This is a genomic window from Corynebacterium sp. HMSC078A10 (genome assembly GCF_001811565.1).
Classification (GTDB): domain Bacteria; phylum Actinomycetota; class Actinomycetes; order Mycobacteriales; family Mycobacteriaceae; genus Corynebacterium; species Corynebacterium hesseae.
Map to the genome: position 1 here is coordinate 14,144 of NZ_KV805178.1, position 24,137 is coordinate 38,280.

Genomic DNA, 24,137 nt, shown 5'->3' on the forward strand with positions numbered 1-24,137 from the left:
GATTGCATTCCGCACCGCTGAAAACATTCAATGCCGCCGTGTGCGCCATCGCCGTGGCACTTCTCGTGTCCGTCCTTGGCCTTCCAGCGACTGCCCGCGCCGAAGGCGAGCTTATAGATTCTGGGCACGTGGATGCCTTCTATGTCTCCGCGCCGGGTGGTCAGCTGACGTTGTCGATGAAGGAAGACGTCACCGGCAGTGGCGTCGTCAGGCCCGGTAACGACGTCACCCTCAAGGTGGCTGAGGAGGCATGGAGCGAGGCGACCGAGCGCATCGATGGCATCGGCACACCGACGTACTACCTCCCCCAGACCCAGGACAGCTCACTCCTGTGGCCGGGCTGGGATACGCAAGCGGCCCAATCTGCTGGATACAAGGACGTGAACTTCGAATTTGTTGAGGTCACCGGGCCCGGTGACATCTTCATCTTCGAAACCGCAGGCTTTGGCGATATTCAACCGGTCACGAACGCCGGCGAGCTCGACTTGATATCCGGTGACGTCATCAATCAGGCTTACCCGGCGCACCGCCACGTCAATTGGGCGTTTAGCGAACCTGGTACGTACACCATGACTGTTCAGGCTGAATCCAACGGCGACACGAGTAATCAGGTCACCTATACCTGGGACGTCGGCGACGGCGAAGCCGCTCCCCAGGATTCCGGGGACGAGGAATCCAGCGTCGATGATGGCACTGACGGTGCCGACGATGACCACGAGGCAGCGCAAGGCGCCGCCTCCCCTGAGCAACCTGCTTCCTCCAACTCCGGCTCACGCTCTCACGCTGGAAACACCGGAGCCGGAAGCTCTGGAGGCGCTGCCCGCGGATCGGCCCCCGCTGCCGGTGCCAAAGACACCAAACAACAGGCCCACAACAAGGAGCGTAAAGACCGCACAACTCGCGGGGAAAGGAAGGAGCACAAGCCTTCTCACCGATCCGCCGAAACCGCGGACGGGGAGAATGTGGACACGGTCGCTGCAGCCGGCTACTACGACAGTGGGCAAAACCTGTTGCCGTGGGGCATCGGCATCCTCGGCCTGGGCATGCTTGTGCTGGGCCTGGCGCTAGCGCGCCTCGCACTGCTGAAGGGACGCGACTGATGCCTCGGAAAGGACGCACTCGCATGCAGTGCACCGTGGTTCTTTCTGCCATCTTTCTCGGCGCCTCGGCGCTGAGTGGCTGCGCGAGCTCCGCCAGCGGAGACGATGGAAAGGTGAAGGTGGTGGCCACGACGCCGATACTGGGGGACGTCGCCAAGCATGTGGCAGGAAATGACGCCACGGTGACGACCTTGATCCCCGCGGGAAAGGATCCCCACACCTTCGAACCGAGCCTGCGCTCGGTGCGGGACATCGCAAACGCCGACGTACTACTGTCCAACGGGTTTCTTCTCGAGCCACAGAATCTGCTGAAATCCATGAAGGAGTCGTCGGATGCGCCCGTCGCTGAAGTGGCGGACCAAGCATCCACCCGCGGCGCGAAGCTGGTCCCGCTGGTGGAGAACATCGCGCTCGATGCCGTGTGGCTGGGATTGCGTGTGCGCAACGCAGCCCCAGGTACCACGAGCGTCGACATGCGTCTGCTCGGTGTGGAAGGACCCGGCGATGTCGCGGCCTACGTGGTCTCTACGTTCGGGACACCTGAACCACTCTTTAACAGCGCCGATGGGATAGATCCGCGCGAGGATTCCACGACGCTGCCAGCCAACGCCCACACGCACGTTTCCTGGGCTTTTAGCAAGCCCGGTATCTACAGGTTGAGCTTTGGCGCTACCAACAGCACCCCGCAGGAGTTCACGGTGGCGGTGGGCGTTAGCGCCCCTGCGGGAATGCGCACACTCGATGCAGGTCACGTGGATATCACCGCGGACATGGCTACGGGAAAACTCGACTTGGAGGACCAAGGCGAGCATTTTGATCCGAAGACCACGGTGTTGCGCGTCCCGAACTCCGCGTTGCAGGAGATCCCGCCGGATCCCTCTTACCGTTTCTTGGGCCGGCCCGGGGATGAGACCTATCTCCTGCCCCAAGCTGTCTTGGGCAAGCACATTCACGGCGAAGTAGACCCACACCTGTGGCATAACGCCGCCAACGTTGTCAGTTTCACCGAGGTCATCGCTGAGCAGCTTGCACAGGCGGACCCCTCACACGGTGCGGACTACCGTGCCCGCGCACAGGACTACATCACACAGGTGCGGGACGTTGACGACGAAGTCCGGCAGCTCATCTCTGCCATTCCTGAGCGCAACCGCCACCTCGTCACACCCCACCACGGATACGCCTACCTGGAGCAAGGCTACGGCATTGATATCGCGGGCTTCGTTACTCCGAACCCGGCCATCGAGCCCTCGCCGCGCGATGTCATTGCTCTGCGCCGCACCTTGGAGAACCTCCAGCTTCCCGCCGTATTCGTAGAACCAACGCAACAAGCCAGCGCGGATGTCATCCGGGAAGCCGCCGATTCCCTCGGGGTGGCTGTATGCCCGATTTACGGCGACACGCTTGATGACGCCGTTCCGACGTATCTCGACCTCGTGCGCTTCAACGCGCACTCACTCAACCGCTGTCTCAGCAACACAACAAAGGAATCTCATGTCTAAACTCACCATCCGAACCGTCACTATGCCGCTTGCGACAGCACTTACCGCCGCGGCCTTGGCTTTCGCACCGGCAGCTGCCTTCGCCGGCGATCTCGCCCAGGTGGTCAGCTCTAACGAAGAGGTAGCCGCGCCTGGAACGGCTGCCACCATCGATCACGGGCACGTCGACCTAGGGCTCCTGCTCTCCGAAGGAAAAGCAGAGTTCCTCGCTCGCGATGATTCGGCTGAAACACCCGTGTGGCGCCAGCCCGAGGATGTGGTCTTCCAGGTGGGTGACAACGCCCTGTTGACTCTGCCGGAGGACAAGGCATTCTCCTTCGTTGGCGCAGAACCTGGCTCGCAGGTGTGGGTCGTACCGCAAACGGAGCAGGCTGACGTTCCGTGGTTGGGCTGGAATACCCAAGCTCCCTCATTGGCAGACAATGTTGAGCGAGGAGTGACCATGGAGTTCCTCGGGCACCAAGGCCCGGGTGACTTCTCCCTCTTCCTGCAAAACGGCGGCTTCGAAGAACCTCAGCTGCTGTGGTCTACAGCAACCGGGGACTCAGAAGGCTTCTGGGTGGACTTGGGCACTCATACCCACGCCAATTGGGTGTTCACCGAGCCCGGCATTCACCAGATCCGGGTCCGCATGAGCGGCGAGGGCGCAGGAGAAAGCGCCGGAAAAGAGGTTGCTGCCGAAGCCACCTTGACCTTCGCCGTGGGCGATGACGCCGACGTTGCGCAAGCACAGGCCGTGGAATGGGACCCCAATGCCGAGTCCTCCGCCACATCCGGCTCTATGTCGGCATCGGTGCCGACGTGGATCTGGGTGCTCGCGGGCGTAGGCGTCCTAGTGCTCATCGGTGCCATCATCGCGGTCGTGCGCGCGAAGGGTGGGCGGCGTGGCTAATCCCTTCATTACGGTGAACGATCTGTCCGTATCGCTGTCCGGCCGCCGCGTCATCGACGGGGCAAGCTTTTCTGTTAACCCTGGCGAGTTTATCGGGCTCCTCGGCCCGAACGGCGCTGGCAAAACCACGCTCATGCGCGCTGTCTTAGGCCTCGTGCCCTTTACCGGGACCATCGACGTGACCACCTCGCTTGGCTATGTCCCGCAGCGCCACGACGTGGAGTGGGACTTCCCCATCAGCGTGGCCAAGGCGGTGCTGAGTGGGCGCACTGGACTAGTGGGGTGGTTCCGGCGCCCAGGGCGCCTCGATAAGGAGGCCGCACGGCGCGCCATCGAGCTGACCAACCTGGAAGAATTCGCACGGCGTCCTATAGCCCAACTTTCCGGCGGGCAACGCCAGCGCGTCCTCATCGCCCGCGCCTTAGCCTGCGAACCAGAGGTGCTGCTTCTCGACGAACCTTTCACCGGACTCGACGCCCCCAATACCGAGGAGCTCTTGCTTCTTTTTGACAAGCTCACTACGGATGGCACCAGCGTTGTCATGTCCACGCACAACCTCTCAGAGGCCGCGCATTCCTGCTCACGGCTTGTGCTCTTCAACCGGGGCATCATCGCTGACGGCCCGGCGGAAACCCTGCGCGCAACCCCGCAGCCGTGGAGCACCACCTTCGGGGTCTCAGCCTCCTCACCCCTGCTCTCCGCGATTGGGGTGGCGGCATGATCGACATCTCGCTAGTTGAGTTCTTCCAAGACCTCACCAACCCGCACTTGGACTTCCTCGCCCGCGCAGTAGGGATCTCCCTTCTCGCCGCAATCGTGTGCGGCGTGGTGGGGTGCTACGTCGTGCTGCGTGGAATGGCCTTCATCGGCGATGCAGTGTCCCACGCAGTGTTTCCGGGACTGGCCATCGCCTTCGCACTTCACGGGTCAGTACTGCTGGGCGGCGCCGTGGCGGGTTGCGCGGTGGCCGTGCTCATCGCGTGCTTCTCCCAGCGGCGAACTGTGCGCGAAGATTCCGTCATCGGCATCTTCTTTGCCGCTTCCTTTGCGCTCGGCATGGTGATCATCTCACGCGTCGAGGGTTACACGGCCTCGCTCACCAGCTTTCTTTTCGGCTCGCTGACGGGCGTCTCCCACGCAGATCTCTACACCGCGTTCACCGTCTCGGTGCTTATCGTGGCCACAGTATTGCTCCTCGGCCCCCAGCTCACAGCCACCTGCCTAGACAAAGAAACCGCCCGCGCCATGGGGCTTCCCGTCTTTGTTCTAGACATCGTGCTTTACCTCTGCGTCACGGGCGCGGTGGTTATCTCCGTGGGAACCATCGGCAACGTCCTCGTCCTGGCCCTCCTCATCACCCCAGCCGCGACCGCCAGGCTGCTCTGTGACTCGCTGGGGTCAATGATGATCGCCTCCGCGGTGATCGGTTCGCTGGGCAGCTTCTTCGGAATCTACCTTGCATGGGCCATCGATCTTCCCGCCGGCGCAACCATCGTGCTGCTGCTTACCGCCTGCTTCCTTGTGGCGTGGGCACTCTCCCCTCTACTGCATTCCCGCCGCGACGCGGCATCCACCTCGCAATCACACACCTCGAAGGAGACCTTGTCCGCATGAACTCTTTCCATATGACACGTATGAACTTCCGCCCGCTTACCCTGACCGCTGTCGCTGCACTAGCTCTCAGCACACCGCCGTTGGTGGCCGCTGCACCGCCAGCCCTCGCCGAAGAGCACGCGAGCGAGGCCTCCTGCGATGCCGACTCCCTGCACGCCTTTACCCGTGGACACCAAGACCTAGCATTGGTCGGAGATTCCGGAAACCCCTCCTTCTTGGCCCGCGATGACGAGTCAGGCAAGGACTACACCTCCGGCGAGTTTTACGTGGAGGTGGGCAGCAACGCCGCCTTCGAAGAATCCGCAGGCAACGACATCCCATCGAAAAGCTGGCAGATTCCCCAAACCCAGAACCCGGATATCCCCTGGGTTGGATTCAACACCAGCTACCTCGACGAGGCTGCGGCAGCCGACGCCACCCTATCCTTAACGCTGCACGCCGCGCCGGACGGCGGGCGCATGGTGGGTTTCAAGAACTCTGTGGGCGCTGAGCCCACCGTGCTCTTTGATTCAGATAACCCGGATATCACTTGGGACTACCCCGATCACTCCCACAGCCACACCGGGATAATCTTCACCGAACCGGGGGCTTACGCCGCTACCTTTACGTTTACGCTCAACGATGGCTCTGAGCACTCCATCGACGTACCGTTCCTGGTCGGCGACGCCGATGCCTCCGACCTCTGCGAATTGGAGTGGGACTCCAGCGAAGGCGACAATGCTGGCTCGGGCAGCCCGAAGAACCGGCCGCAGCAACTGGCCAAGGACATCAATGACACCTCCAAGTCCATCGCACAGTTGGATAAGACTATGGACAAAACACTCAAGGAGGCAGATACCCTCCTCAACGGTGGAAAGCCCTCCGAAACAAGTCGGGCTCAGGATTCGCGGCACTCCACGCGTCCGAGTGCACGCAGTAAAGCACAACCGGGAACATCACCAACGTCTAAAGAGCCCAGTACTGAACGCCCAGCTGATGGCCAGCGCTCAGTGTCGCAGTCCCAGAACTCGGCACAGAACGGTGTAGCCCACACAGCGCAAGGACAGAGAGATTCGGCACACCGTGGGGCGTCGCAAAGCACTGCTTCCTCAGGAGAAAAAGGCTCCACGCGCAACACCGCTGCCAACCGGGAACGCGGCGCAAAGCAGGAAGCACAGCAACAGCACTCTGCGTCCGACTCCAACGAAGACTATGCTGACGCCGAAAACATCCAGGCCATGAGCTATGGAGCCCCGATGGTCGGCTTCTGGGCAGGCTTTCTCGCAGGCATGGGCTCCCTGGCCCTGCTACTTGGTATCGGGCTGTTTGTTGCCGTGCAGTTCTTCCGCCCGCGCAATCGCGACTAGCACCTCGATACCGGTCATATCACAAAAGCAAGGGATCTGGTTTCGGCGCTAGCAGCGGAAGGAACTAGAGTAATTCCTTATGTGTGAAAACAGACCCTCTACCGCCCCCGACTTCCTCCTGTCCCGCGCGACGGGGTCTGTGCGTACCCAAGGTTCAACCACCACCTTTAGCGCTGTCGATGATGCAGTGTCCGCACTACGTGCCGGCAGCGCGCCCATGATCGTCGGCGCACTTCCCTTTCACAAGGGTGATCCAGCTGCGCTCACCGTGCCGCGCAGCATCATTCGTGAGGACGGGCCTCTTGAGCCCCATGCCTACTACCGCAGCGGCAAGCTCAATGCGCGCGTGACCGGTTTTGATCCGGAGCCGGAAGAGCACCTGCGCCGCATTGAGGCCGCCATCGCTACGATCGAAGCCTCCAAACTGGACAAGGTGGTTCTTGCTCGCGCCGTTGACATTGAGTTCAATGCTCCGGTGGATCCGCTCCTCGTGGCCGCGCGGTTGATCGATCTATCCTCGCACCGCGATGGCTTCATCGCCGACCTGTCACCGGCGGGACGCCCAGGATCTATGCTCGTGGGCTCCTCCCCGGAAGTGTTGATTAAGAAGCAAGGCTCAACGGTTACGGCCTTCCCCCTAGCTGGCTCGGCGCCCCGCCAGGCCGATAAGGCACGCGATATCAAGGCCGGTCAAGACCTCCAAAACTCAGGCAAGGATCTGCGCGAGCATGCCTTCGTCGTGGACCACATCCGCCGGATCTTGCAGCCGCTGTGCAGGACTCTCGACGCCCCCACCACCCCGCAGCTGACCTCCACGAACGAGATGTGGCATCTGGGAACCCCGATCGCGGGAACACTGAAGGATTCGAATTTCACGGCACTCGAACTGGCCGAGCTGATCTACCCCACCCCCGCCATCTGCGGCACCCCCACGGAAGCCGCGCAAGCGCTCATCGAAACCGCCGAAGCCGACCGCGGCTTCTACGCCGGTGCAGTGGGCTGGTGCGATGACTCCGGCGACGGCGAATACATGGTGGCCATCCGCTGCGCGGAAGTAGCCGGCGATGGGCTCTCCGCCCGCGCGTGGGCAGGCGGCGGAATCGTCGTGGATTCCGACCCGACGGCCGAGCTTCAGGAAACCACGGCGAAGTTGCGCACCATTCTCAAAGCACTCGGCCTCTAGAGCGGCCTTTAGGCCCGCTCAATCGGGTTGGTCAGGCTGCCCACGCCGGGGATCTCAATTTCGATGGTATCGCCCGGCACCATCGGCGCCGTACCAGCCGGGGAGCCTGTGGTGATGACATCGCCGGGCAGAAGCGTGTACGACTGCGAGATCTCCGCGATGATGCCGCCCATCTTCACGATCATCTGGTCGGTGTTGGAATCCTGCTTTTGCTCGCGCTTGCCATCGTGGGTCAGGTAAGCGTTGATCTTCTGGTCATCGAGGTCGATGCAGTCCAGGTCCGTCTCAATCCACGGGCCTAGCGGGCAGAAGGTGTCAATACCCTTCGCACGTGCCCACTGGCCATCCTGGAACTGCAGGTCGCGCGAAGAGACATCGTTGCAAATGGTGTAGCCAACGACGTGATCACGCCACTTCTCCGGATCAATGTTCTTCGAGACCTTTGAGATCACCACCGCGAGCTCTCCCTCGAACTCCACGTTGGTGGCGAACTCCGGGATCTTGATGGGGGCACCGGGGCCAATGACTGCGGTGGAGGGCTTAATAAAGATCGTCGGCGGGAGGTGCTCCGCGGATTCCTTGAAGACCTCAGCCACGTGGTCGGCGTAGTTGCGGCCAAGCGCCACGACCTTGGTGGGCAGGGTCGGCGCCAGCAAGCGCACCTCACTCAACGGCCACTCGCGGCCAGTTGGCTCCGGCGGGGTAAACGGGGTGCCGGAGATTTCCTTGGCCACCAACTGGTCAAGTGGGGCGTCGGCGGGACCATCAATGATGGCGAAACAAATACCTTCGGTGTGAGCAATTCGTCCTAAACGCATGACGGCCATACTACTCGCAAGGGTTTTTCACTCGCGTTCAGGGGCTAGGTGTAAAGCTTGCAAAGAACGCGATGATACTGCAGGCGTCCAACTTGTGGTACAACGCCCGCTCGGCCGCCTAGCGCTTGGCGACGTCCCCCAAGGTCACCGCCCGCGTGCTCCCCCGCTGTGCCAGATATAGCTCAGCGCAGGCCAAAGCATCACTCAGCGCGTTGTGATTGCCATAGCGCGGCAAGCCGTATCTCGCGCGAACTCGGGGAAGGCGCAGGTCCTCGCCGCGCGGATAAGTGCCCATACGTTCCATGTGGCGCCGCTCGATAGCGAAGGTATCCACCACGCTCAGCCGAGGGACCTGACCAAATATCTCTTTGGAAGCCGCTTCTATGAAACCCACCTCCACAGGTGCGAAGTGAGCGAGTAGCGCTCGGCCGTTCAGGGCCTTTCGCAACTGCTTCATTGCCACTTTGCGTTCCTCGCCGGCATCGATGACCTCCTGCGTCAGCAGGTGAACATGTGCATCTTCTGCCACCTTCGCGCCGCGCACCACGGTATAGCCGGCGCCAGATAGGTCGATAACACCGCCGTTCACCGGGACCCACCCGATAGAAACAATCTTTCCTGTGCGCGGATCAAGACTCGTGGTCTCCATATCTACGGCGAGCAATCCCAGCTCATCGAGCGGGGTGCTTCGTGCAGGCGCGCCCCAATCCGCGCGGCGGCTCCACCGGCTCCACATCTAGATACTCCTCACCGGGTACTTGGTGGCAAGCGCGTTCTGCATGGACTTGATCGCACGGAAAGCATCGCGCAGGTGCTCGCGGTCCATCCGCCCCAAGCTCTTGGGGTCAATGTGGTAGTCCGGCTTGTGCCCTTCCCGCAACTGTCGGGCTTGGTGCTCGAAGGAAAGGGATCGGAGGTAGTCGAAGGCGTCGAGAAGCTCCTGTGCACCGCGGCGGCTCACCGCGTTCCCGGCGGCTTCGCTTAGGCGCTGGCGGGTGTCCACCACCGTGGAGCCGGATGCTAAGGCGAAGAGCCGCGCCATCTGGACAATACCCGCGGTACCTCCCTTTTTGATGTCGAGGGTATGTGCATAGTCGCCATCGCGCTCCACCACGAGTCCGCGAAAAAGCGTCAGCGGCGGCTCGCGGCGCGCGGCCAGGCTAGCCAGGTGGGCGTGCAGGCGCGTCGCACCCTTGCCCATCTCCACGGCGGCAGTGTGGACCTCGAGGGCCAGCTCCTCGCTTCCGTAGAGCACGCGGAAGTCGAAGAAAATCTGGGCGTTGAGCAGCGCCTCCGGTTGGGGGTCCCGGATCCATCTGCGGAAGGTGCCGATCCATTGGGAGCGCGTCATCCGCCACTCGGCGTTCATGGCCATCATGTCACCAGGGCACAGAGCCTGACCGGCGGCGGCAAGGCCCTGGCACACGAAGGTACTAAACCGTGCGAAGTACTCGCCGTGCGCGTTGGCATCATAATCATCCGCGAGGACAAGCGCATTATCTTGATCTGAGGCCAGCGCCATTTCGCGCCGCCCCTGCGAACCCACGGCCACGAAGGCATACTCCACTGGCGGAGGACCCAGTTCTTCCTCGGCAAGGGTACATAGGCGGCGCGCTACCGCATCGGCGGCCAACGTGACCAGGCTGGACGCTTCCGCCGGCGTAGAGCCGCGTTCCACGAAACGTCCGGCAAGAAGCGTGGCTTCGTGGAAGGCTTCATTAAGCTCAGCGGCATTGGCGCGCCGCGAGAGATCTGCGGCGAGGTAGACCGGATCATTGTAGAGCAGCCGCGTGATGTCCGATTGCGTGACTATTCCCTGCAGGGTGCCTTCTTTAACCACCGGCAGGTGGTGGATTCCGCGCTCCGCCATGTGCAGCAGAGCCTCCATAGCGGGGGCATCTGCCGATACCGTGAGGGGCTGAGGCGTCATGATCTCCCCCACCGATTCAGCAGGGTCACGCTCCGCGGCGAGCACGCGGGTGCGCAGATCACGGTCGGTCACAATGCCGGCAAGACGCTTGGCTGAATCTGAACCCGGTGTAACAACGAGCAGTGAGGACACGCCGCGGTCCGTCATCAGCATCGCGGCTTCACGGATGGTGGTGGCAGCCGGCGCAGTCAATATGTCGGTGCGAGTGAGCTCTCGCAGCGGCGTGCGTAAAACGTCGGTCGAAGTGGATTCAGAAAGTTCGCGTGCTGCGGCGCGGATCCGGCGAGACTGCGCTGAAAAGAAACGCGCAATGTCGGGGTTGCGGCGGGACAACTCGGTGAAGTCCTCCTGCGCCAGGGTGAAGACGAGGCTGTCCTCTACCGCGACCATCTCATAAGCGGAGTGCGGCTCCCCCTGCAGCGTGGAATAACCGAAGGTGAGCCCGGATTCGCGGCGGTCTAGCAGCATGCCGTCCTCCCCCAGCACATCGATCGCCCCGGTGCGGATGATGTGGAGGTTGGCATTTTCTTGCCCCAGCTTGATGGGGATATCCCCTCGGCGCAGGTAGATCATGCTCAATTGTGAGGACAGCGCGACGAGCTCTTCCTCCGGCAGGTGGGAGAAAGGCTCATTCTTGGCCAGGAAGCTGGTGACCTCGTCTATTTCGACGCTCATGCGCCAACCATACAGGGCTAGGCGCTGAGCGCGGAGGCGATTCGATCACCAATTTCGGTGGTGCCCGCCTGTGCGTCGCCGCGAGAGGAGACGTCGGCAGCCACGGCCTCCTCGATGCGCACGGCGTTCTCCTCATCCCCGAGGTGGCGCAACAACATGGCTGCCGACAGGATCGCCGCAGTGGGATCCGCGATGCCCTTGCCCGCGATATCCGGGGCGGAGCCGTGTACCGGTTCAAACATGGAGGGATTAGCGCCGGAGACATCGATGTTGCCCGAGGCAGCCAGACCAATACCGCCGGTCACCGCACCCGCCAAGTCGGTCAGGATGTCACCAAACAGGTTGTCGGTCACGATGACGTCATAGCGAGCTGGGTCGGTGACCATGTAGATCGTTGCGGCATCGATGTGGTTGTAATCTACGGTGACCTCGGGGAATTCCTTCGCAACCTCGTCCACCGTGCGCTGCCAGAGGCCACCGGCGTTAACAAGGACATTGGTCTTGTGCACCAAAGTCACGTGCTTGCGGCGGCCCATCGCACGCTGAAAGGCATCACGCACCACGCGTTCAACGCCGAAGCGCGTGTTCTGGGAGACCTCCGAGGCCACCTCGTGTTCAGTACCTTCGCGCAGCGTGCCGCCGTTTCCGCAGTACAGACCTTCGGTGCCCTCACGGACGACGACAAAGTCGATATCGCCCGGGTTTGCCAGCGGAGAGGTGGACGTCGGGTACAGCTTGGAGGGGCGCAGGTTGACGTGATGGTCCAGGGCGAAACGCATCTTCAGCAGCAAGCCGCGCTCAAGCACACCGGGCGGGACCTCATCGGGCGCACCAATGGCGCCGAGCAGGATGGCGTCGTGTTCGCGCAGGGAGGCCAGGTCGGCGTCGGTAAGCAGCTCCCCGTTGCGCAGGTAGCGTCGGGCACCGAGGTCATAGTCCGTTACCTCGACATCCTGGCGTACCGCGCGCAGGACCTTGAGTGCTTCCGCGGTTACCTCGGGGCCGATTCCATCGCCGCCAATCACTGCCAGTTTCATTTTGTGGGATTCCTTTCTCACATATTGGATATATGTGAGAGTACCACCCCCTCTGCCTTGAGGGCGGCGAAACCCCCGCAAAGAACCGTTCTCGGTCCTTCACGGGGGCTGGGATGAAAGGTTCAGCTGTCCAGTCTAGGCATCCAAATCAAGCTGGCGGCAGGTAGCACCCAGCGCCGCGTTGATTTCCTCGACAAGCTCCTCCGGTACCTCGCGCTCAACTCGCAAGATAAGGACTGCATCGGAGACATCCTTGCCCTGGGTCAATGCGGCCGCCACGATATTGATGCCGGCAGCGCCAAGCTTCGTACCCACAGTGCCCAAGGCACCCGGGGCATCCTTGTAGGAGAAGAAGAGGTTGCGGCCCGTTGCGCGCATGTCGACGCCACGGCCGTTGATACGGACGATCTTTTCGACGCCGTCGATGCCAGTCAGGGCACCAGTGAGCTGCGATACCAAGCCGTCGGGGCCGATAACCTTGACCCTCACGGAGGAGCGGTGCCCCTTCGATTCCACGTTGGTCTTGACGTCCACGCTCACGCCGCGGCTTTCGGCGATCTGCATCGCGTTCACAAAAGTAACGGTCTCCGAGACCACGCCAGAAAACAGCCCGCGAACCGCGGACAAACCAAGAGCCGAAACATCCTCGTTGGCCAGCTCGCCGCAAGCCTCCACTTCGACGGCAACCGGCGCAGCATCCAACAGGTTGCCTGCGACGAGGCCCAGCTTGCGCGTCAGATCCAACCAGCCGGCAACCTCTTCGCCGACCCGGCCGCCTTCGACGTTGACGGCATCCGCAACGAACTCGCCGGCCAATGCCTTGAGTACGGAGGCAGCCACATCGGTACCCGCGCGATCCTGAGCCTCGACCGTAGACGCGCCAAGGTGCGGGGATACGGTAACTTGCGGAAGCTCGAAGAGCGGGGAATCCGTGCATGGCTCGGAGGCATAAACATCGAAGCCGGCGCCGCGGTGGTGACCAGACTTGATCGAAGCAGCCAAGGCTGCCTCATCGACCAAGCCGCCGCGGGCAGCGTTGATAATGATCTGCCCCTTCTTGGCCTTCGCCAGGAGCTCGGCGTCAAACATGCCGGCGGTCTCCGGAGTCTTGGGCAGGTGAATGGTCACGAAGTCAGCGCGAGACATGAGCTCCTCAAGGGGCACCAATTCCACGCCCAGCGCTGCCGCACGGGCCGGGTTGGCATAAGGGTCGTGTGCGATGACAGTGGTCTCAAATGCCAGCAGGCGCTGGGCAAAGAGCTGGCCGATGTGACCGAAACCCACGATGCCGATGGTCTTGCCGTATACCTCAACGCCCTTGAAGGAGGAGCGCTTCCACTCACCTTGGCGCAGGGACTGATCCGCCGCCGGAACCTGGCGTGCGGTGGCGAGAAGCAGCGCGATCGCCTGCTCGCAGGCGGAGTGGATGTTGGAGGTCGGCGCGTTGACAACCATGACGCCACGCTCGGTGGCAGCGGGGATATCAACGTTGTCCAAGCCGACGCCGGCACGCCCCACAATCTTCAGGTTCTTCGCAGCGGTCAACACCTCCGCGTCCACGGTCGTAGCGGAGCGGACGAGGAGGGCGTCTGCCTCCGGCACCGCGGCAAGCAGCTCCGCGCGGTTGGGGCCATCGACCCAGCGGACCTCAACTGTGTCCCCGAGAGCATCGACGGTGGATTCTGCAAGCTTATCGGCGATAAGTACGACCGGCTTCGACATAACTTCCTTCACTAGTCTGAAATGTGGATGCCGAGAAGTGTAGTTTATTCTTTCCAGCCCTGAGCGATTTTATGCGTGAATTCTGTCACTGAACCGAATTCCGGCCCGAGGGCCACGATCGGGCCATCCGCCAACCCCGCAGTAATCGCCGCGCCGGCTTTCGTTGCCGTCGGATCCGGTTGCGTCATCACGAACACCGTACCGCCATACGCGGTGGCGTTCACCACGTTTGCTAAAGGGCTGTCCTTCGTCGCGACGATCACCGGTGCCATCTGCGCATCACGGCGCGCCTGGGCAGGAATCGCTGGCATCTTTTCCTTAGTAAGGTGCTGCGGCAGGGGTTCCCACGCGGCCTTCAACTCCGTCTTGGTCGAAGAATCTAGGCGCGTGATGCTGTCCACCATGCGTTCGCGATTCACCACCACCTTGGATTCAAAGCGGAATGCGGTGTACTCCCCCAGCGCCTTGGTGTTTCCCGGATCGTGCACCACTTCGCGTTCGCCATTGTGGCTAGCCCATGGGACATCCCCGATGACGAGGATCTGGTCAACGTCAAGGTCGGTAAGCAGCTGCGAGATCTGCGGGCGAATCGATGAATCGTAGGTCACCATTGGCACGCGCTGCGATACGCTCAGCGTCGCGGCCCGCAGGGCAGCGGCATCTGAGTCTTCGGCCAAGATCAGCGTATTGCTTTCCTTGAAGAACAAGCGCGCGGAGTCAATTCCCCAGCGGTCCTCAACCACCGTAACCTCGTTGGCGAATTGCGGGTCGATGAGCCGCAGACGGTTTTCTTCGCTCGCGCGGGCTAGGTCAATCTCCGCTTCAGGGCGGGCGGTGATGTCCTGCGTCAGAATTGGCTCACCGCGCCCAAGCGAGGAGCAGCCCACGGCCGCAAGCGCGCTCATGCCCAGCAGCAGCGCTACAGGCACGGCCCGCAGCGCGCCCAGCAACGACACCTTAACGTGCAAAGGCCTGCGGGCCCTCTTCGCCGCCGGAAAGGTTCGCCTCATCCACGTCGCGCACAACCTTCTTGTTGAGCGCGTATTCAACGATGCCCACGAAACGCTCGCGGCGATCGGCAAAGAACTGATGCGCAGTCTTCGCGGTCAACAGCTCCGGCTCTAAGTCATGGGAGGCCAGCACGCTGTCGAACTCGGCGTCTTCCATGATTGACTTCGACTGCACGCGCGGCAGGTAGCGCTCCGGCGAGTGCCCGTCGAGGACAACCTCGGTGCGCTTGCCCATCGGCGTGCGGTTGAGCACGGAATTAGCCAGCACACCGCTGACGCCGTGGCGCTCACACCAACGAAGCGGGAAGACCGGGAAGAAGCCTGGTTGCAGCTCCTCGAAGCTGTGGCGGTTGAACGGGCGGCCGGTACGCCAGTCCTTCGCGCCGCGTGCCATGAGCAGAGCATAGAGGCCGTGCCATACCCCGTCGTGCTCCCCCACAGACAACAAGCGGGACTCGCGGAAGGAGGCATCGCGCACAGTCTTCGGGACATCCTCGGTCTCACCCGCGACCCACGCGGTGACCTCATCGACATCACGCGCGGCGCGCAGCCTCACTGCAGAAGAGCCATAAAGCTCACCAAAGACACCGCTCCAGAACCACTGGTTGAGGCGGTCCCATGCGTCCTGGCTGGACAGCACGCCCTTCTTTTCTGCCAGGCGCGCAAGGATGACAGCCAGCGGAATGATCTGCTCGGAATAAGGCACCTGCTCAAGGGAGAGAATGCAGCGCTCGGCCAAGAACTCAGCAACCTCACGGAAAGTAATCACCAGGGTTTGCGAGGCCTTGCGGTACTCATTCAGTGACAGCTGCAAGATATCTTCGCGCTGCCCGCCAGCGTTCCCCTTCTCCCCGGACACCAGCAGCGATACTGCCGAAAGGAACTCGTTGCGGCCGATGCCGTCGAGCGCGGGGAAGGCACGCAGCTGCTTCTCGACGCCTGCCCAGTCCTCCGCAAGGTGAAAGTCCGGATCTTCAGAAGCAAAGACAGCCGTCAGGAGATCGAAGACGTCCATCTGCAAACCGGCCGAGTTAGCCTGAGCGAAAATGGAGCCAATTCCCGAGCTCGCCGTCTCGCGGGAGAGGCGAATCATCGGCACCGTGTAGCCGGACAGGGGCCGTAGAATCCGGTTATTGAAGGCAGCGACGACGTCACGGGTGGCGCCATCGTTAGCAGCCGCAAGCTCGAAGAGCATGCTGGTGCCTTCCTCACTCAGCAACGCCGAGACCGGGATGCAGCATGCCTGTACTGCGGCCTCGCGACTATCCAAGGTGCCCTCGATGTCCGGCGCGAAGTGGGAGCGCAGTTCGCCGTGCTGGTTGATGGCGAAGACAGCTTCATCCGGCATGATGTCCTCGGAGGTAGCTTTGCGCAGGTCCACGAAGTACTTGCGGGAGACTTTCTTGGAGCGGAAATCGGTGGTATCCACAAAGCCCTCACCGCGGAAGCAGTGATACAGGGTGGTTAGCCTCTGCTGCCCATCGAGCAGGAGCAGGCCGGGGTTCACCCCAGTGTTAGGCGCGCCCGCGAGAGGCCGTGGCCGAAAGCGCATGGCTTCATTGCGGGTATCCAAGGCCATGAATGCACCGAGCGGGTATCCGCGCAGGACGGTGACGATCAGCGATCGAATTCGGTCTTCATCCCAGGCATAGGAGCGCTGGAAATCGGGCAGCTGAATATCACCACGATCGATGCGAGCGAAAAGGTCATTAAGGTCATAGCTTGGCGTAGAGAAACCCATGGCCCCGAGCCTACAACTAAATGTGGGAATATGCCCGTTTATGTGCGAACATCACATCAAAAGGAAATCCCGCTGACCAGTGGCCAACGGGATTCTGTAGTCGAAGCGTAGTTTAGGCAGTTGCATCCAGCGGGTTCTTGACCCAGCTCATGAGGTCACGCAGCTGGGAGCCGGTCTGCTCAATCGGGTGGGAGTTCACCTTGGCGCGCAGCTCCTCCAGCTCCTTATTGCCGCCTTCAACGTTGGCGACAAGGCGCTTGACGAAGGTGCCGTCCTGAATATCAGTGAGGACATCCTTCATGCGTTCCTTCACGGAAGCGTCAATGACGCGCGGGCCAGAGAGGTAGCCACCGAACTCAGCGGTGTCGGAACAGGAGTAGTTCATGTTCTTGATGCCGCCCTCAACGATGAGGTCAACGATGAGCTTCAGCTCGTGGCAGACCTCAAAATAAGCCATCTCAGGCTCATAGCCAGCTTCAGTCAGGACCTCGAAGCCGTTCATGATCAGGTACTCCACGCCACCGCACAGAACCGCCTGCTCACCAAAGAGATCGGTCTCGGTTTCATCCTTGAAGGTGGTTGGGATAACGCCGGCGCGGGCACCACCGATGGCCGCAGCGTAGGACAGGGTCAGCTCGCGCCCCTCGCCCTTCGGATCCTGCTCGGTGGCGATCAGGCAGGGAACGCCCTTGCCGTCGACGAACTGGCGGCGAACCAGGTGGCCCGGGCCCTTCGGAGCAACCATGCCGATGGTGATATTCTCCGCCGGCTTGATCAGGCCGAAATGGATGTTGAGGCCGTGGCCGAAGAACAGCGCGTTGCCGTCCTCCAGGTTCGGTTCGATATCCTCTGTAAAGATCGCCGCCTGGGAGGTATCCGGTGCCAGCAGCATGATGACATCAGCCCACTTGGCGGCCTCAGCGTTGCTGAAAACCTTGAAACCAGCCTCCTCGGCCTTCTCGCGGGACTTCGAACCCTCGCGCAGACCGATAGCAACCTCAACGCCGGAGTCACGCAGGTTCATAGCGTGGGCGTGGCCCTGGGAGCCATAGCCGATGATGGCGACCTTGCGGCCCTGGATGATGGTCAGGTCTGCATCAGATTCGTACAGAGTCTCAATAGCCATGTTTGATGTTCCTTTTCTCTTTGGGTTCGTTAGTACTACTCATCAAGTAGTAACTCGGTCTATTGAATTTGTATCATAATTTGGGACACTGCACCCACATTGTGAGATTTTATTTTGTCGGTGCCATTGCCTTCGGCCCGCGCCCCAGCGCGACGTTGCCGGATTGCACCAGCTCGCGAATGCCGAAAGGCTCGAGGACGTCGAGAAGCGCCTGCAGCTTGCCCGGCGTACCGGTGGCCTCAACCACCACGGACTCCGGCGAGACGTCCACGATGCGCGCGCGGAAAATGTTCACTGCATCGACCACCTGGGGGCGGTTCGAGTTATCCGCGGCAACCTTTACCAGCATGATCGAGCGGGCAATGGTGTTTTCTTCCTCCAGCTCCACCACCTTGAGCACCGGGACGATTTTGTTGAGCTGCTTCGTCACCTGCTCGATGATGACCTCGGAGGCATCCACGACGATGGTCAGGCGGTTAATGCCTTCCGTCTCGGTCCGGGCAGACACCAATGAGATGAGGTTGTAGCCACGGCGGGTGAACATGCCGGTCACACGGGAGATGATGCCCTCAATATCTTGGACCCGCACGGATAGGATGTGTCGGGTGATGTCGTCTTTAGCCATTGTTTTCGGCCTCCTCGAGGGATTCGTGGATGTCGGCCGGTTCCTCGGCCGCGGACTCATTGTCATCAAACAGCGGGCGCAGGCCCAGGGCGTACTGGATTTCTTCGTTAGAAGCCCCGCCGCCAATCATCGGCCACACCTGGGCATCCTGGCCCACGATGAAGTCAATGACCACTGGACGGTCATTAATTGAGCGCGCACGTTCAATCGCCGGGCCAATCTCTTCCGCCGTGGTGACGCGAATTGACTCGCAGCCCAAGGCTTCGCTGAGCTTGACAAAGTCCGGCACATACTCGTCGTGCTCGCGCAGCTTGGTATGGGAGTACTTGTTGTCATAGAAGAGCGTCTGCCACTGGCGCACCATGCCCAGGTTGCCGTTATTGATCACGGCAACCTTGATGGGAAAGCCTTCCACGGCCGCGGTGGTCAGCTCCTGGTTCGTCATCTGGAAGCAGCCATCGCCATCGATAGCCCAGACCTCTCGCTCCGGGCAGGCAGCCTTAGCCCCCAGCGCCGCGGGCACGGCGTAGCCCATCGTGCCGGCGCCACCGGAGTTGATCCAGCTGCGGGGGTGCTCGAAGTCGAGGAACTGCGCCGACCACATCTGGTGCTGGCCCACGCCCGCACAGTAGATAGCCTCCGGGCCAACGATGGAGCTGAGTTTTTGGATAACCTCTTGCGGGTTGAGCAGGCCATCTGACGTCGGCTCAAAGCCGCGCGGGAAGCGGCGCTGCATGTTCCCCAAGTACTCCATCCACGGACCAATTCGCGGGGCATCCAACTCCGCATCATTGGCATAAGCCTTGGTCAGTCGCAAAAGCACCTCGCGGGCATCGCCCACGATGGGAACAGCCACCTCGCAGATTTTGCCGATCTCCGCCGGGTCAATGTCGGCATGGATCACCTCGGCGTGGGGAGCAAAGGTGTCCGTATCACCGGTCACGCGGTCGTCGAAGCGTGCGCCCACGGCGATGATAAGGTCCGCGCGCTGCAGGGCCGCCACCGCGGGAACGGTACCGTGCATGCCGGGCATGCCCATGTGCTGCGGGTGATTATCCGGGAAGGCACCGAGAGCCATGAGCGTGGTCACCACAGGGATTCCGGTCAGCTCCGCAAACTCGCGCAGCTCGCGGGAGGCTTCGGCCTTGATGACGCCGCCGCCAACGTAGAGCACCGGACGCTCGGCGCGCGCAATGCGCTGAACAGCCTGGGTAATCTGGCGCGGGTGCGGAGTAGTCGTGGGCTTGTACCCCGGTAGTTCCGGCATCCTTGGGCCCGAATATTCCATATAAGCGTTCTGCACGTCCTTCGGAATATCCACGAGCACAGGCCCTGGGCGCCCAGTGGCGGCCAAATGGAAGGCTGCCGCGATCGCCCCGGGGATATCTTCTGCCTTGGTGACGATGAAGTTGTGCTTCGTAATTGGCATCGTCACGCCACGGATATCAGCCTCTTGGAAGGCATCGGTGCCCAGCAGGGAGCTGCCCACCTGGCCCGTGATTGCCACGACAGGAATCGAGTCCAGGTTAGCGTCAGCCAGCGGGGTCACCAGGTTGGTCGCACCCGGGCCGGAGGTAGCAATCATGACGCCGACCTTTCCGGATGCTTGGGCGTAGCCTTCGGCTGCATGGCCGGCCCCCTGCTCGTGGCGGGTGAGCACGTGGCGCAGCTTCGTGGATTCAAAGAGGGCGTCGTACAGCGGAAGCACGGCGCCACCCGGAATGCCGAAGACAAGCTCGGTGCCGAGATCTTCGAGGGTGCGAACAATGGCGTGTGCGCCCGTGATGCGCTCGGGCGCCCGCTGAGGCGGTGTGGAAGCTGTCACGGTTGATGTGCTCCTTCATTGGGGGTGGGTGGTGAAGAGATCATCCAACGAGTAACGCCCCCGTCTTTCCTTCCTGGGTGTGAAGGTAACGGGGGCGCTTGCTGGTCGACGTCACTTGTGGACTCGCTACGGCTCGCGCCGCCCGGGTACTACTACGAGGTGAAGTCGAATAATGATCATGGGACAAACTGTACACTGATAGAAACACTACCGCTGGCATTCACCCCCATTTTTGGGATCTTTTTCTCATTTTGCGAGATTGCACAGGTGGGGCGGTTCGCCACCGCGCCGCTCAGTCAATTACGATGACCCACTATGACGTCCTCACACCCGCAGAACGCATCAACTCGTGCCGAACACCCCACGGCCGAAACGTTCAAGCCCACCCGCGAACACCTCCTCGGCATTGGCATCCTCGCTGCCATTGCTTTTCTCAGCATTGGCTGGGCCCCGAAGTACCTCTTCTGGGTCCTCATCTTCCCGGTGCTGGCCATCTGGTGGGTTCTACGCGCACGCACCACCGTTGACGGCAAGGGCATCCACATTTCCTATGGCTTCCGCGGCCCCAAGAACATCGCGTGGGGCGACTTCAAGGGAATCGGCTTCCAGCGCTCGCGGGCCTACGCCCGCACCACAAGCGGCAACAACTTCAACCTGCCGGGAGTGACCTTCAACTCCCTCCCCCGCCTTGCCGCCGCTTCCAATGGGCGCATCCCCGACGCATTGACTGCAGGCCGTGATGCTGCCGACGACAAGGTCATCATCGTCCACCGCGATGGCCAGCAAGTCCTCCTCACCAAGGAGGAATACGCCGAGTACCTCAAGAAACACCCCGAATTAAAGGATTAACCATGTACCCGCTCCGCTCCAAAGTCACGACTGTTGGCCGCCAGGCATCCGGTGCGCGCGCACTATGGCGCGCTACCGGCTCCAAGGAGAGTGACTTTGGCAAGCCAATCGTCGCTATTGCCAACTCCTTTACCCAGTTCGTCCCCGGCCACGTCCACCTCAAGAACGTCGGTGACATCGTGGCCGATGCCGTGCGCGAAGCCGGCGGTGTGCCCAAGGAATTCAACACCATTGCCGTCGACGATGGCATCGCCATGGGCCACGGCGGCATGCTGTACTCCCTGCCTTCGCGTGAAATCATCTCCGATTCCATCGAGTACATGGTCAACGCCCACACTGCCGACGCCCTGGTGTGCATCTCCAACTGCGACAAGATCACCCCGGGTATGTTGAACGCGGCCCTGCGCCTCAATATCCCCACCATCTTCGTCTCCGGCGGCCCGATGGAGGCCGGCAAGGCCGTTGTTGTCGATGGCGTGGCGCACGCGCCGACGGATCTGATTACGGCGATCACGGCGTCGGCAAGCGACGCCGTCTCCGACGAGGGCCTAACCCGCGTGGAGGAATCCGCCTGCCCCACCTGTGGTTCCTGCTCCGGCATGTTCACCGCCAACTCCATGAACTGCCTCACCGAGGCGCTCGGACTCGCGCTGCCAGGCAACGGCACCACGCTGGCCACCCACAGCGCTCGCCGCGAGCTCTTCGAACAAGCCGGCCGCACCATCGTCGAGATGTGCCAGCGCTACTACGGCGAAGAAGACGACGCTGTCCTCCCCCGCTCGATAGCCACTAAGGACGCTTTCACCAATGCTATGGCCTTGGATATGGCCATGGGTGGTTCGACCAACACCATCCTCCACACGCTGGCCGCCGCGCAGGAGGGCGAGGTGGACTTCACGCTGGAGGATATCAACGAGATTTCCTACCGCGTGCCTTGCCTGTCCAAGGTGGCGCCCAACGGCACCTACCACATCGAGGACGTGCACCGCGCCGGCGGCATCCCCGCCATTCTGGGCGAGCTGCGTCGCGCCGGCCACTTGAACCTCAAGGTCCATACCGCGCTCTACGACAACGCCGAGGAGTGGCTCGACGAGTGGGATATCCGCGGTGGCAAGGCTACCGACGCTGCCCGCGAGCTCTTCTTCGCCGCACCTGGCGGCGTGCGCACCACCGAGCCTTTCAGCCAATCCAATCGCTGGGATGAGCTCGACACGGACGCTACCAATGGCTGCATCCACGACGCCGAGCATGCCTTCTCCTCCGACGGCGGCCTCGTTGTCCTGCGCGGCAACCTTGCCCCCAACGGAGCCATCGTCAAGGCCGCCGGTGTTGAAGAGGAACTGTGGACCTTTACCGGCCCAGCTCGCGTGGTGGAATCCCAGGAAGAAGCTGTCTCCATCATCCTCAAGAAGGAAGTCCAGCCTGGCGATGTCATCGTCATCCGCTACGAGGGTCCCGCGGGCGGTCCCGGCATGCAGGAGATGCTGCACCCGACTTCCTTCCTCAAGGGCTCCGGCTTGGGCAAGGCCTGCGCCTTGATTACCGATGGCCGCTTCTCCGGCGGCACCTCCGGCCTGTCCATCGGCCACATCTCCCCCGAGGCTGCCCACGGCGGCCTCATCGGCCTAGTGGAAAACGGGGATCCCATCACCATCAACATCCGCGAGCGCCAGCTCACCCTCGACGTGGAGGACGACGTCTTGGAGCGCCGCCGCGCCACCGAGGAGCAGCGCGAGAAGCCCTGGACGCCGAAGGACCGCAACCGCCCGGTCACCAAGGCCCTGCGTGCCTATGCCAACATGGCCACGTCCGCTGACCGTGGTGCGGTGCGCGTGGTGGATGGTTACGTCAATTAGAGTATGGGGCGATGAATTTCGCCACTAACGCCGCAAGGCGCACACTCCTGACCGCCGCCGGGCTCATCATTGGCCTGGTGGGCGTCATACGCCATGTTCTCCACACGGACTACCCTGTGGACATGATCATTTACCGTGAGGGCGTCCGCGCCTTCATGGAGGGCCGCTCGGTCTACTCGGAGCCCATGTACGCTGGGGATTTGGCACTCCCCTTTATCTACCCGCCCTTCGGGGCGCTAGTCATGGTTCCGCTCACCGCCTTCGACTGGATGAGTGACGCCTTGGCGGGCGATATCATGATCGTCCTCTCGGACGCCTTGGTCTTTGCGTGCCTCTACGCAATCTTCCGCGCGCTCAAGGTGCCGCACCTGTGGCCCACCGTGACTATCGCGTGGGCTGCTGCCATGTTCTTTGAACCCATCCGCCTCAACAACGGTTTTGCGCAAATCAACATCGTCATCATGGCGCTGGTCATCTTCGATCTCGTCCCCCGCAAGCGCAAGCTCCCGCAAGGCTGGCTGATCGGTCTCGCGGCGGCCATCAAGATCACCCCCTTGGCCATGCTGCTCTACTTCCTGCTGCGCCGCGAGTGGAAGCCGATCCTCACGGCCTTCGCCTCCGCCGTTGTGGCCACCTTGCTGGCCGCGGCCTACCGCTGGGAAGCCTTCGTCGAGTTCTTCACCTCGAAGCTTCTCGATATGGGCTCGGGCGCGGATTTCGGCGTAGCTACGAACTATCAGTCCAACTCCTCGCTCAAGGGCGTCATCCAGCGTCTCTTCACATCCCAGGAGGCGATGGACAACCACGGCATGCTCATCAACGTGCTGTGGCTTCTCGCGGCGCTCACAGTCATCGGGCTCGGCTCAGCACTCATCCTGGCGCAGATGCGGCACGGCTTGCTTGTCGACGCCCACCTCACCACTGCCACCACCATGCTGCTCATCTCCCCCGTGTCGTGGTCCCACCACTGGGTGTGGCTGTCGCTCATCGTCCCCGTTCTGGTCTACCGCGCATGGTCTTGGCGGAATTCCACCTGGGTCGCCGGTAGCTTGCTGGCTGTGCTGGCCGCCTGGGTGGGCATGCTGCTCACCGTTCCGCCGAAGTGGTGGTTTGGTGACAGCATCGATGTCCACGCGATGCCGCTGTATCAGAAGTTCTTGGTCGATGACTTCGTGTGGCTAGCACTCCTCAGCTGGATTCTCTACGCCATCTGCCTCAAGGTTAAGGGCACTCAATCCGACAAGCCCCATGTTGCACTCGCTGCGGCCCAAACCACCTAAGCCCCGAAA

General features: G+C 61.9%; 20 protein-coding genes. 10 read left to right on the forward strand and 10 right to left on the reverse strand.

Features of this window, described 5'->3' with window-relative positions:
* Positions 1 to 2: 2 nt before the first annotated feature.
* The 7 genes from HMPREF2808_RS00055 (at position 3) to HMPREF2808_RS00085 (ending at position 7,634) form a co-directional block, all read left to right on the forward strand.
* Positions 3 to 1,100: a choice-of-anchor M domain-containing protein gene (locus HMPREF2808_RS00055; protein WP_246818482.1), complete on the forward strand. Its 1,098-nt coding sequence runs from the start codon at positions 3 to 5 to the stop codon at positions 1,098 to 1,100.
* Positions 1,100 to 2,599, forward strand: a complete 1,500-nt coding sequence (locus HMPREF2808_RS00060; protein WP_070622857.1) for an anchored repeat ABC transporter, substrate-binding protein — start codon at positions 1,100 to 1,102, stop codon at positions 2,597 to 2,599. The genes HMPREF2808_RS00055 and HMPREF2808_RS00060 overlap by 1 nt, the downstream gene beginning before the upstream one ends.
* Positions 2,592 to 3,491, forward strand: coding sequence for a choice-of-anchor M domain-containing protein (locus HMPREF2808_RS00065; RefSeq protein ID WP_070622859.1), 900 nt, complete (start codon positions 2,592 to 2,594; stop codon positions 3,489 to 3,491). Before HMPREF2808_RS00060 ends, HMPREF2808_RS00065 begins: the two co-directional genes overlap by 8 nt.
* The gene (locus tag HMPREF2808_RS00070; protein WP_070622863.1) at positions 3,484 to 4,212 is read left to right on the forward strand and encodes an anchored repeat-type ABC transporter ATP-binding subunit; all 729 of its coding nucleotides are present in this window, start codon (positions 3,484 to 3,486) and stop codon (positions 4,210 to 4,212) included. The genes HMPREF2808_RS00065 and HMPREF2808_RS00070 overlap by 8 nt, the downstream gene beginning before the upstream one ends.
* Positions 4,209 to 5,105 (forward strand): anchored repeat-type ABC transporter permease subunit, encoded by an 897-nt coding sequence (locus HMPREF2808_RS00075; protein WP_070622866.1) that lies wholly within the window; start codon positions 4,209 to 4,211, stop codon positions 5,103 to 5,105. Before HMPREF2808_RS00070 ends, HMPREF2808_RS00075 begins: the two co-directional genes overlap by 4 nt.
* Complete coding sequence (locus tag HMPREF2808_RS00080) at positions 5,102 to 6,451, forward strand: choice-of-anchor M domain-containing protein (protein WP_070622869.1); 1,350 nt, start codon at positions 5,102 to 5,104, stop codon at positions 6,449 to 6,451. The genes HMPREF2808_RS00075 and HMPREF2808_RS00080 overlap by 4 nt, the downstream gene beginning before the upstream one ends.
* Before the next feature lie 79 nt (positions 6,452 to 6,530).
* On the forward strand, positions 6,531 to 7,634 hold the full coding sequence (locus tag HMPREF2808_RS00085) for an isochorismate synthase (protein WP_070565377.1): 1,104 nt from the start codon (positions 6,531 to 6,533) through the stop codon (positions 7,632 to 7,634).
* A gap of 8 nt (positions 7,635 to 7,642) precedes the next feature.
* On the opposite strand, the gene HMPREF2808_RS00090 is transcribed toward HMPREF2808_RS00085, so the two are convergent.
* From HMPREF2808_RS00090 to HMPREF2808_RS00135, 10 genes are all read right to left on the reverse strand, one after another.
* Positions 7,643 to 8,452: a fumarylacetoacetate hydrolase family protein gene (locus tag HMPREF2808_RS00090; protein WP_185963178.1), complete on the reverse strand. Its 810-nt coding sequence runs from the start codon at positions 8,450 to 8,452 to the stop codon at positions 7,643 to 7,645.
* 118 nt (positions 8,453 to 8,570) lie between these two features.
* Complete coding sequence (locus HMPREF2808_RS00095) at positions 8,571 to 9,188, reverse strand: exonuclease domain-containing protein (RefSeq protein WP_070622872.1); 618 nt, start codon at positions 9,186 to 9,188, stop codon at positions 8,571 to 8,573.
* On the reverse strand, positions 9,189 to 11,057 hold the full coding sequence (locus HMPREF2808_RS00100) for a DUF294 nucleotidyltransferase-like domain-containing protein (RefSeq protein WP_070622875.1): 1,869 nt from the start codon (positions 11,055 to 11,057) through the stop codon (positions 9,189 to 9,191). It lies immediately after the preceding gene.
* A gap of 17 nt (positions 11,058 to 11,074) precedes the next feature.
* Positions 11,075 to 12,094 carry a 3-isopropylmalate dehydrogenase gene (locus HMPREF2808_RS00105; RefSeq protein ID WP_070622879.1) on the reverse strand — a complete coding sequence of 340 codons (1,020 nt, stop codon included), beginning with the start codon at positions 12,092 to 12,094 and terminating at the stop codon, positions 11,075 to 11,077.
* Positions 12,095 to 12,229: 135 nt separating this feature from the next.
* Positions 12,230 to 13,816, reverse strand: coding sequence for a phosphoglycerate dehydrogenase (gene serA, locus HMPREF2808_RS00110; RefSeq protein WP_070565385.1), 1,587 nt, complete (start codon positions 13,814 to 13,816; stop codon positions 12,230 to 12,232).
* Between the two features lie 44 nt (positions 13,817 to 13,860).
* A complete protein-coding gene (locus HMPREF2808_RS00115) occupies positions 13,861 to 14,784 on the reverse strand; it encodes a hypothetical protein (protein ID WP_246818484.1) in 924 nt (307 codons plus the stop codon).
* Positions 14,774 to 16,567, reverse strand: a complete 1,794-nt coding sequence (locus HMPREF2808_RS00120) for a GmrSD restriction endonuclease domain-containing protein (RefSeq protein WP_070524423.1) — start codon at positions 16,565 to 16,567, stop codon at positions 14,774 to 14,776. The genes HMPREF2808_RS00115 and HMPREF2808_RS00120 overlap by 11 nt, the downstream gene beginning before the upstream one ends.
* A 112-nt stretch (positions 16,568 to 16,679) precedes the next feature.
* A complete protein-coding gene (ilvC, locus tag HMPREF2808_RS00125; RefSeq protein WP_070528610.1) occupies positions 16,680 to 17,693 on the reverse strand; it encodes a ketol-acid reductoisomerase in 1,014 nt (337 codons plus the stop codon).
* A gap of 109 nt (positions 17,694 to 17,802) precedes the next feature.
* A complete protein-coding gene (ilvN, locus tag HMPREF2808_RS00130) occupies positions 17,803 to 18,318 on the reverse strand; it encodes an acetolactate synthase small subunit (RefSeq protein ID WP_070528612.1) in 516 nt (171 codons plus the stop codon).
* Positions 18,311 to 20,143, reverse strand: coding sequence for an acetolactate synthase large subunit (locus HMPREF2808_RS00135; protein WP_070622883.1), 1,833 nt, complete (start codon positions 20,141 to 20,143; stop codon positions 18,311 to 18,313). Before HMPREF2808_RS00135 ends, ilvN begins: the two co-directional genes overlap by 8 nt.
* A gap of 315 nt (positions 20,144 to 20,458) precedes the next feature.
* On the opposite strand from HMPREF2808_RS00135, the gene HMPREF2808_RS00140 reads away from it, so the two are divergent.
* The 3 genes from HMPREF2808_RS00140 to HMPREF2808_RS00150 are packed head-to-tail and all read left to right on the forward strand — an operon-like array spanning position 20,459 to position 24,128.
* Entirely contained in the window at positions 20,459 to 20,992 is a 534-nt protein-coding gene (locus HMPREF2808_RS00140) for a PH domain-containing protein (protein WP_070622886.1), read from the forward strand.
* A 2-nt stretch (positions 20,993 to 20,994) separates the two neighbouring features.
* Complete coding sequence (gene ilvD / locus HMPREF2808_RS00145) at positions 20,995 to 22,848, forward strand: dihydroxy-acid dehydratase (protein WP_070622889.1); 1,854 nt, start codon at positions 20,995 to 20,997, stop codon at positions 22,846 to 22,848.
* 11 nt (positions 22,849 to 22,859) lie between these two features.
* Entirely contained in the window at positions 22,860 to 24,128 is a 1,269-nt protein-coding gene (locus HMPREF2808_RS00150; protein WP_070622892.1) for a glycosyltransferase family 87 protein, read from the forward strand.
* Positions 24,129 to 24,137 lie beyond the last annotated feature (9 nt).

Coding starts and splice junctions, on each gene's coding strand:
- serA (WP_070565385.1), bottom strand. CDS start 13,816: ATGTCGAAGCCGGTCGTACTTATCGCCGATAAGCTTGCAGAATCCACC.
- HMPREF2808_RS00085 (WP_070565377.1), top strand. CDS start 6,531: ATGTGTGAAAACAGACCCTCTACCGCCCCCGACTTCCTCCTGTCCCGC.
- HMPREF2808_RS00095 (WP_070622872.1), bottom strand. CDS start 9,188: ATGTGGAGCCGGTGGAGCCGCCGCGCGGATTGGGGCGCGCCTGCACGA.
- HMPREF2808_RS00105 (WP_070622879.1), bottom strand. CDS start 12,094: ATGAAACTGGCAGTGATTGGCGGCGATGGAATCGGCCCCGAGGTAACC.
- HMPREF2808_RS00120 (WP_070524423.1), bottom strand. CDS start 16,567: ATGGGTTTCTCTACGCCAAGCTATGACCTTAATGACCTTTTCGCTCGC.
- HMPREF2808_RS00150 (WP_070622892.1), top strand. CDS start 22,860: ATGAATTTCGCCACTAACGCCGCAAGGCGCACACTCCTGACCGCCGCC.
- ilvC (WP_070528610.1), bottom strand. CDS start 17,693: ATGGCTATTGAGACTCTGTACGAATCTGATGCAGACCTGACCATCATC.
- ilvD (WP_070622889.1), top strand. CDS start 20,995: ATGTACCCGCTCCGCTCCAAAGTCACGACTGTTGGCCGCCAGGCATCC.
- HMPREF2808_RS00080 (WP_070622869.1), top strand. CDS start 5,102: ATGAACTCTTTCCATATGACACGTATGAACTTCCGCCCGCTTACCCTG.
- HMPREF2808_RS00100 (WP_070622875.1), bottom strand. CDS start 11,057: ATGAGCGTCGAAATAGACGAGGTCACCAGCTTCCTGGCCAAGAATGAG.
- HMPREF2808_RS00090 (WP_185963178.1), bottom strand. CDS start 8,452: ATGCGTTTAGGACGAATTGCTCACACCGAAGGTATTTGTTTCGCCATC.
- ilvN (WP_070528612.1), bottom strand. CDS start 18,318: ATGGCTAAAGACGACATCACCCGACACATCCTATCCGTGCGGGTCCAA.
- HMPREF2808_RS00060 (WP_070622857.1), top strand. CDS start 1,100: ATGCCTCGGAAAGGACGCACTCGCATGCAGTGCACCGTGGTTCTTTCT.
- HMPREF2808_RS00075 (WP_070622866.1), top strand. CDS start 4,209: ATGATCGACATCTCGCTAGTTGAGTTCTTCCAAGACCTCACCAACCCG.
- HMPREF2808_RS00065 (WP_070622859.1), top strand. CDS start 2,592: ATGTCTAAACTCACCATCCGAACCGTCACTATGCCGCTTGCGACAGCA.
- HMPREF2808_RS00140 (WP_070622886.1), top strand. CDS start 20,459: ATGACGTCCTCACACCCGCAGAACGCATCAACTCGTGCCGAACACCCC.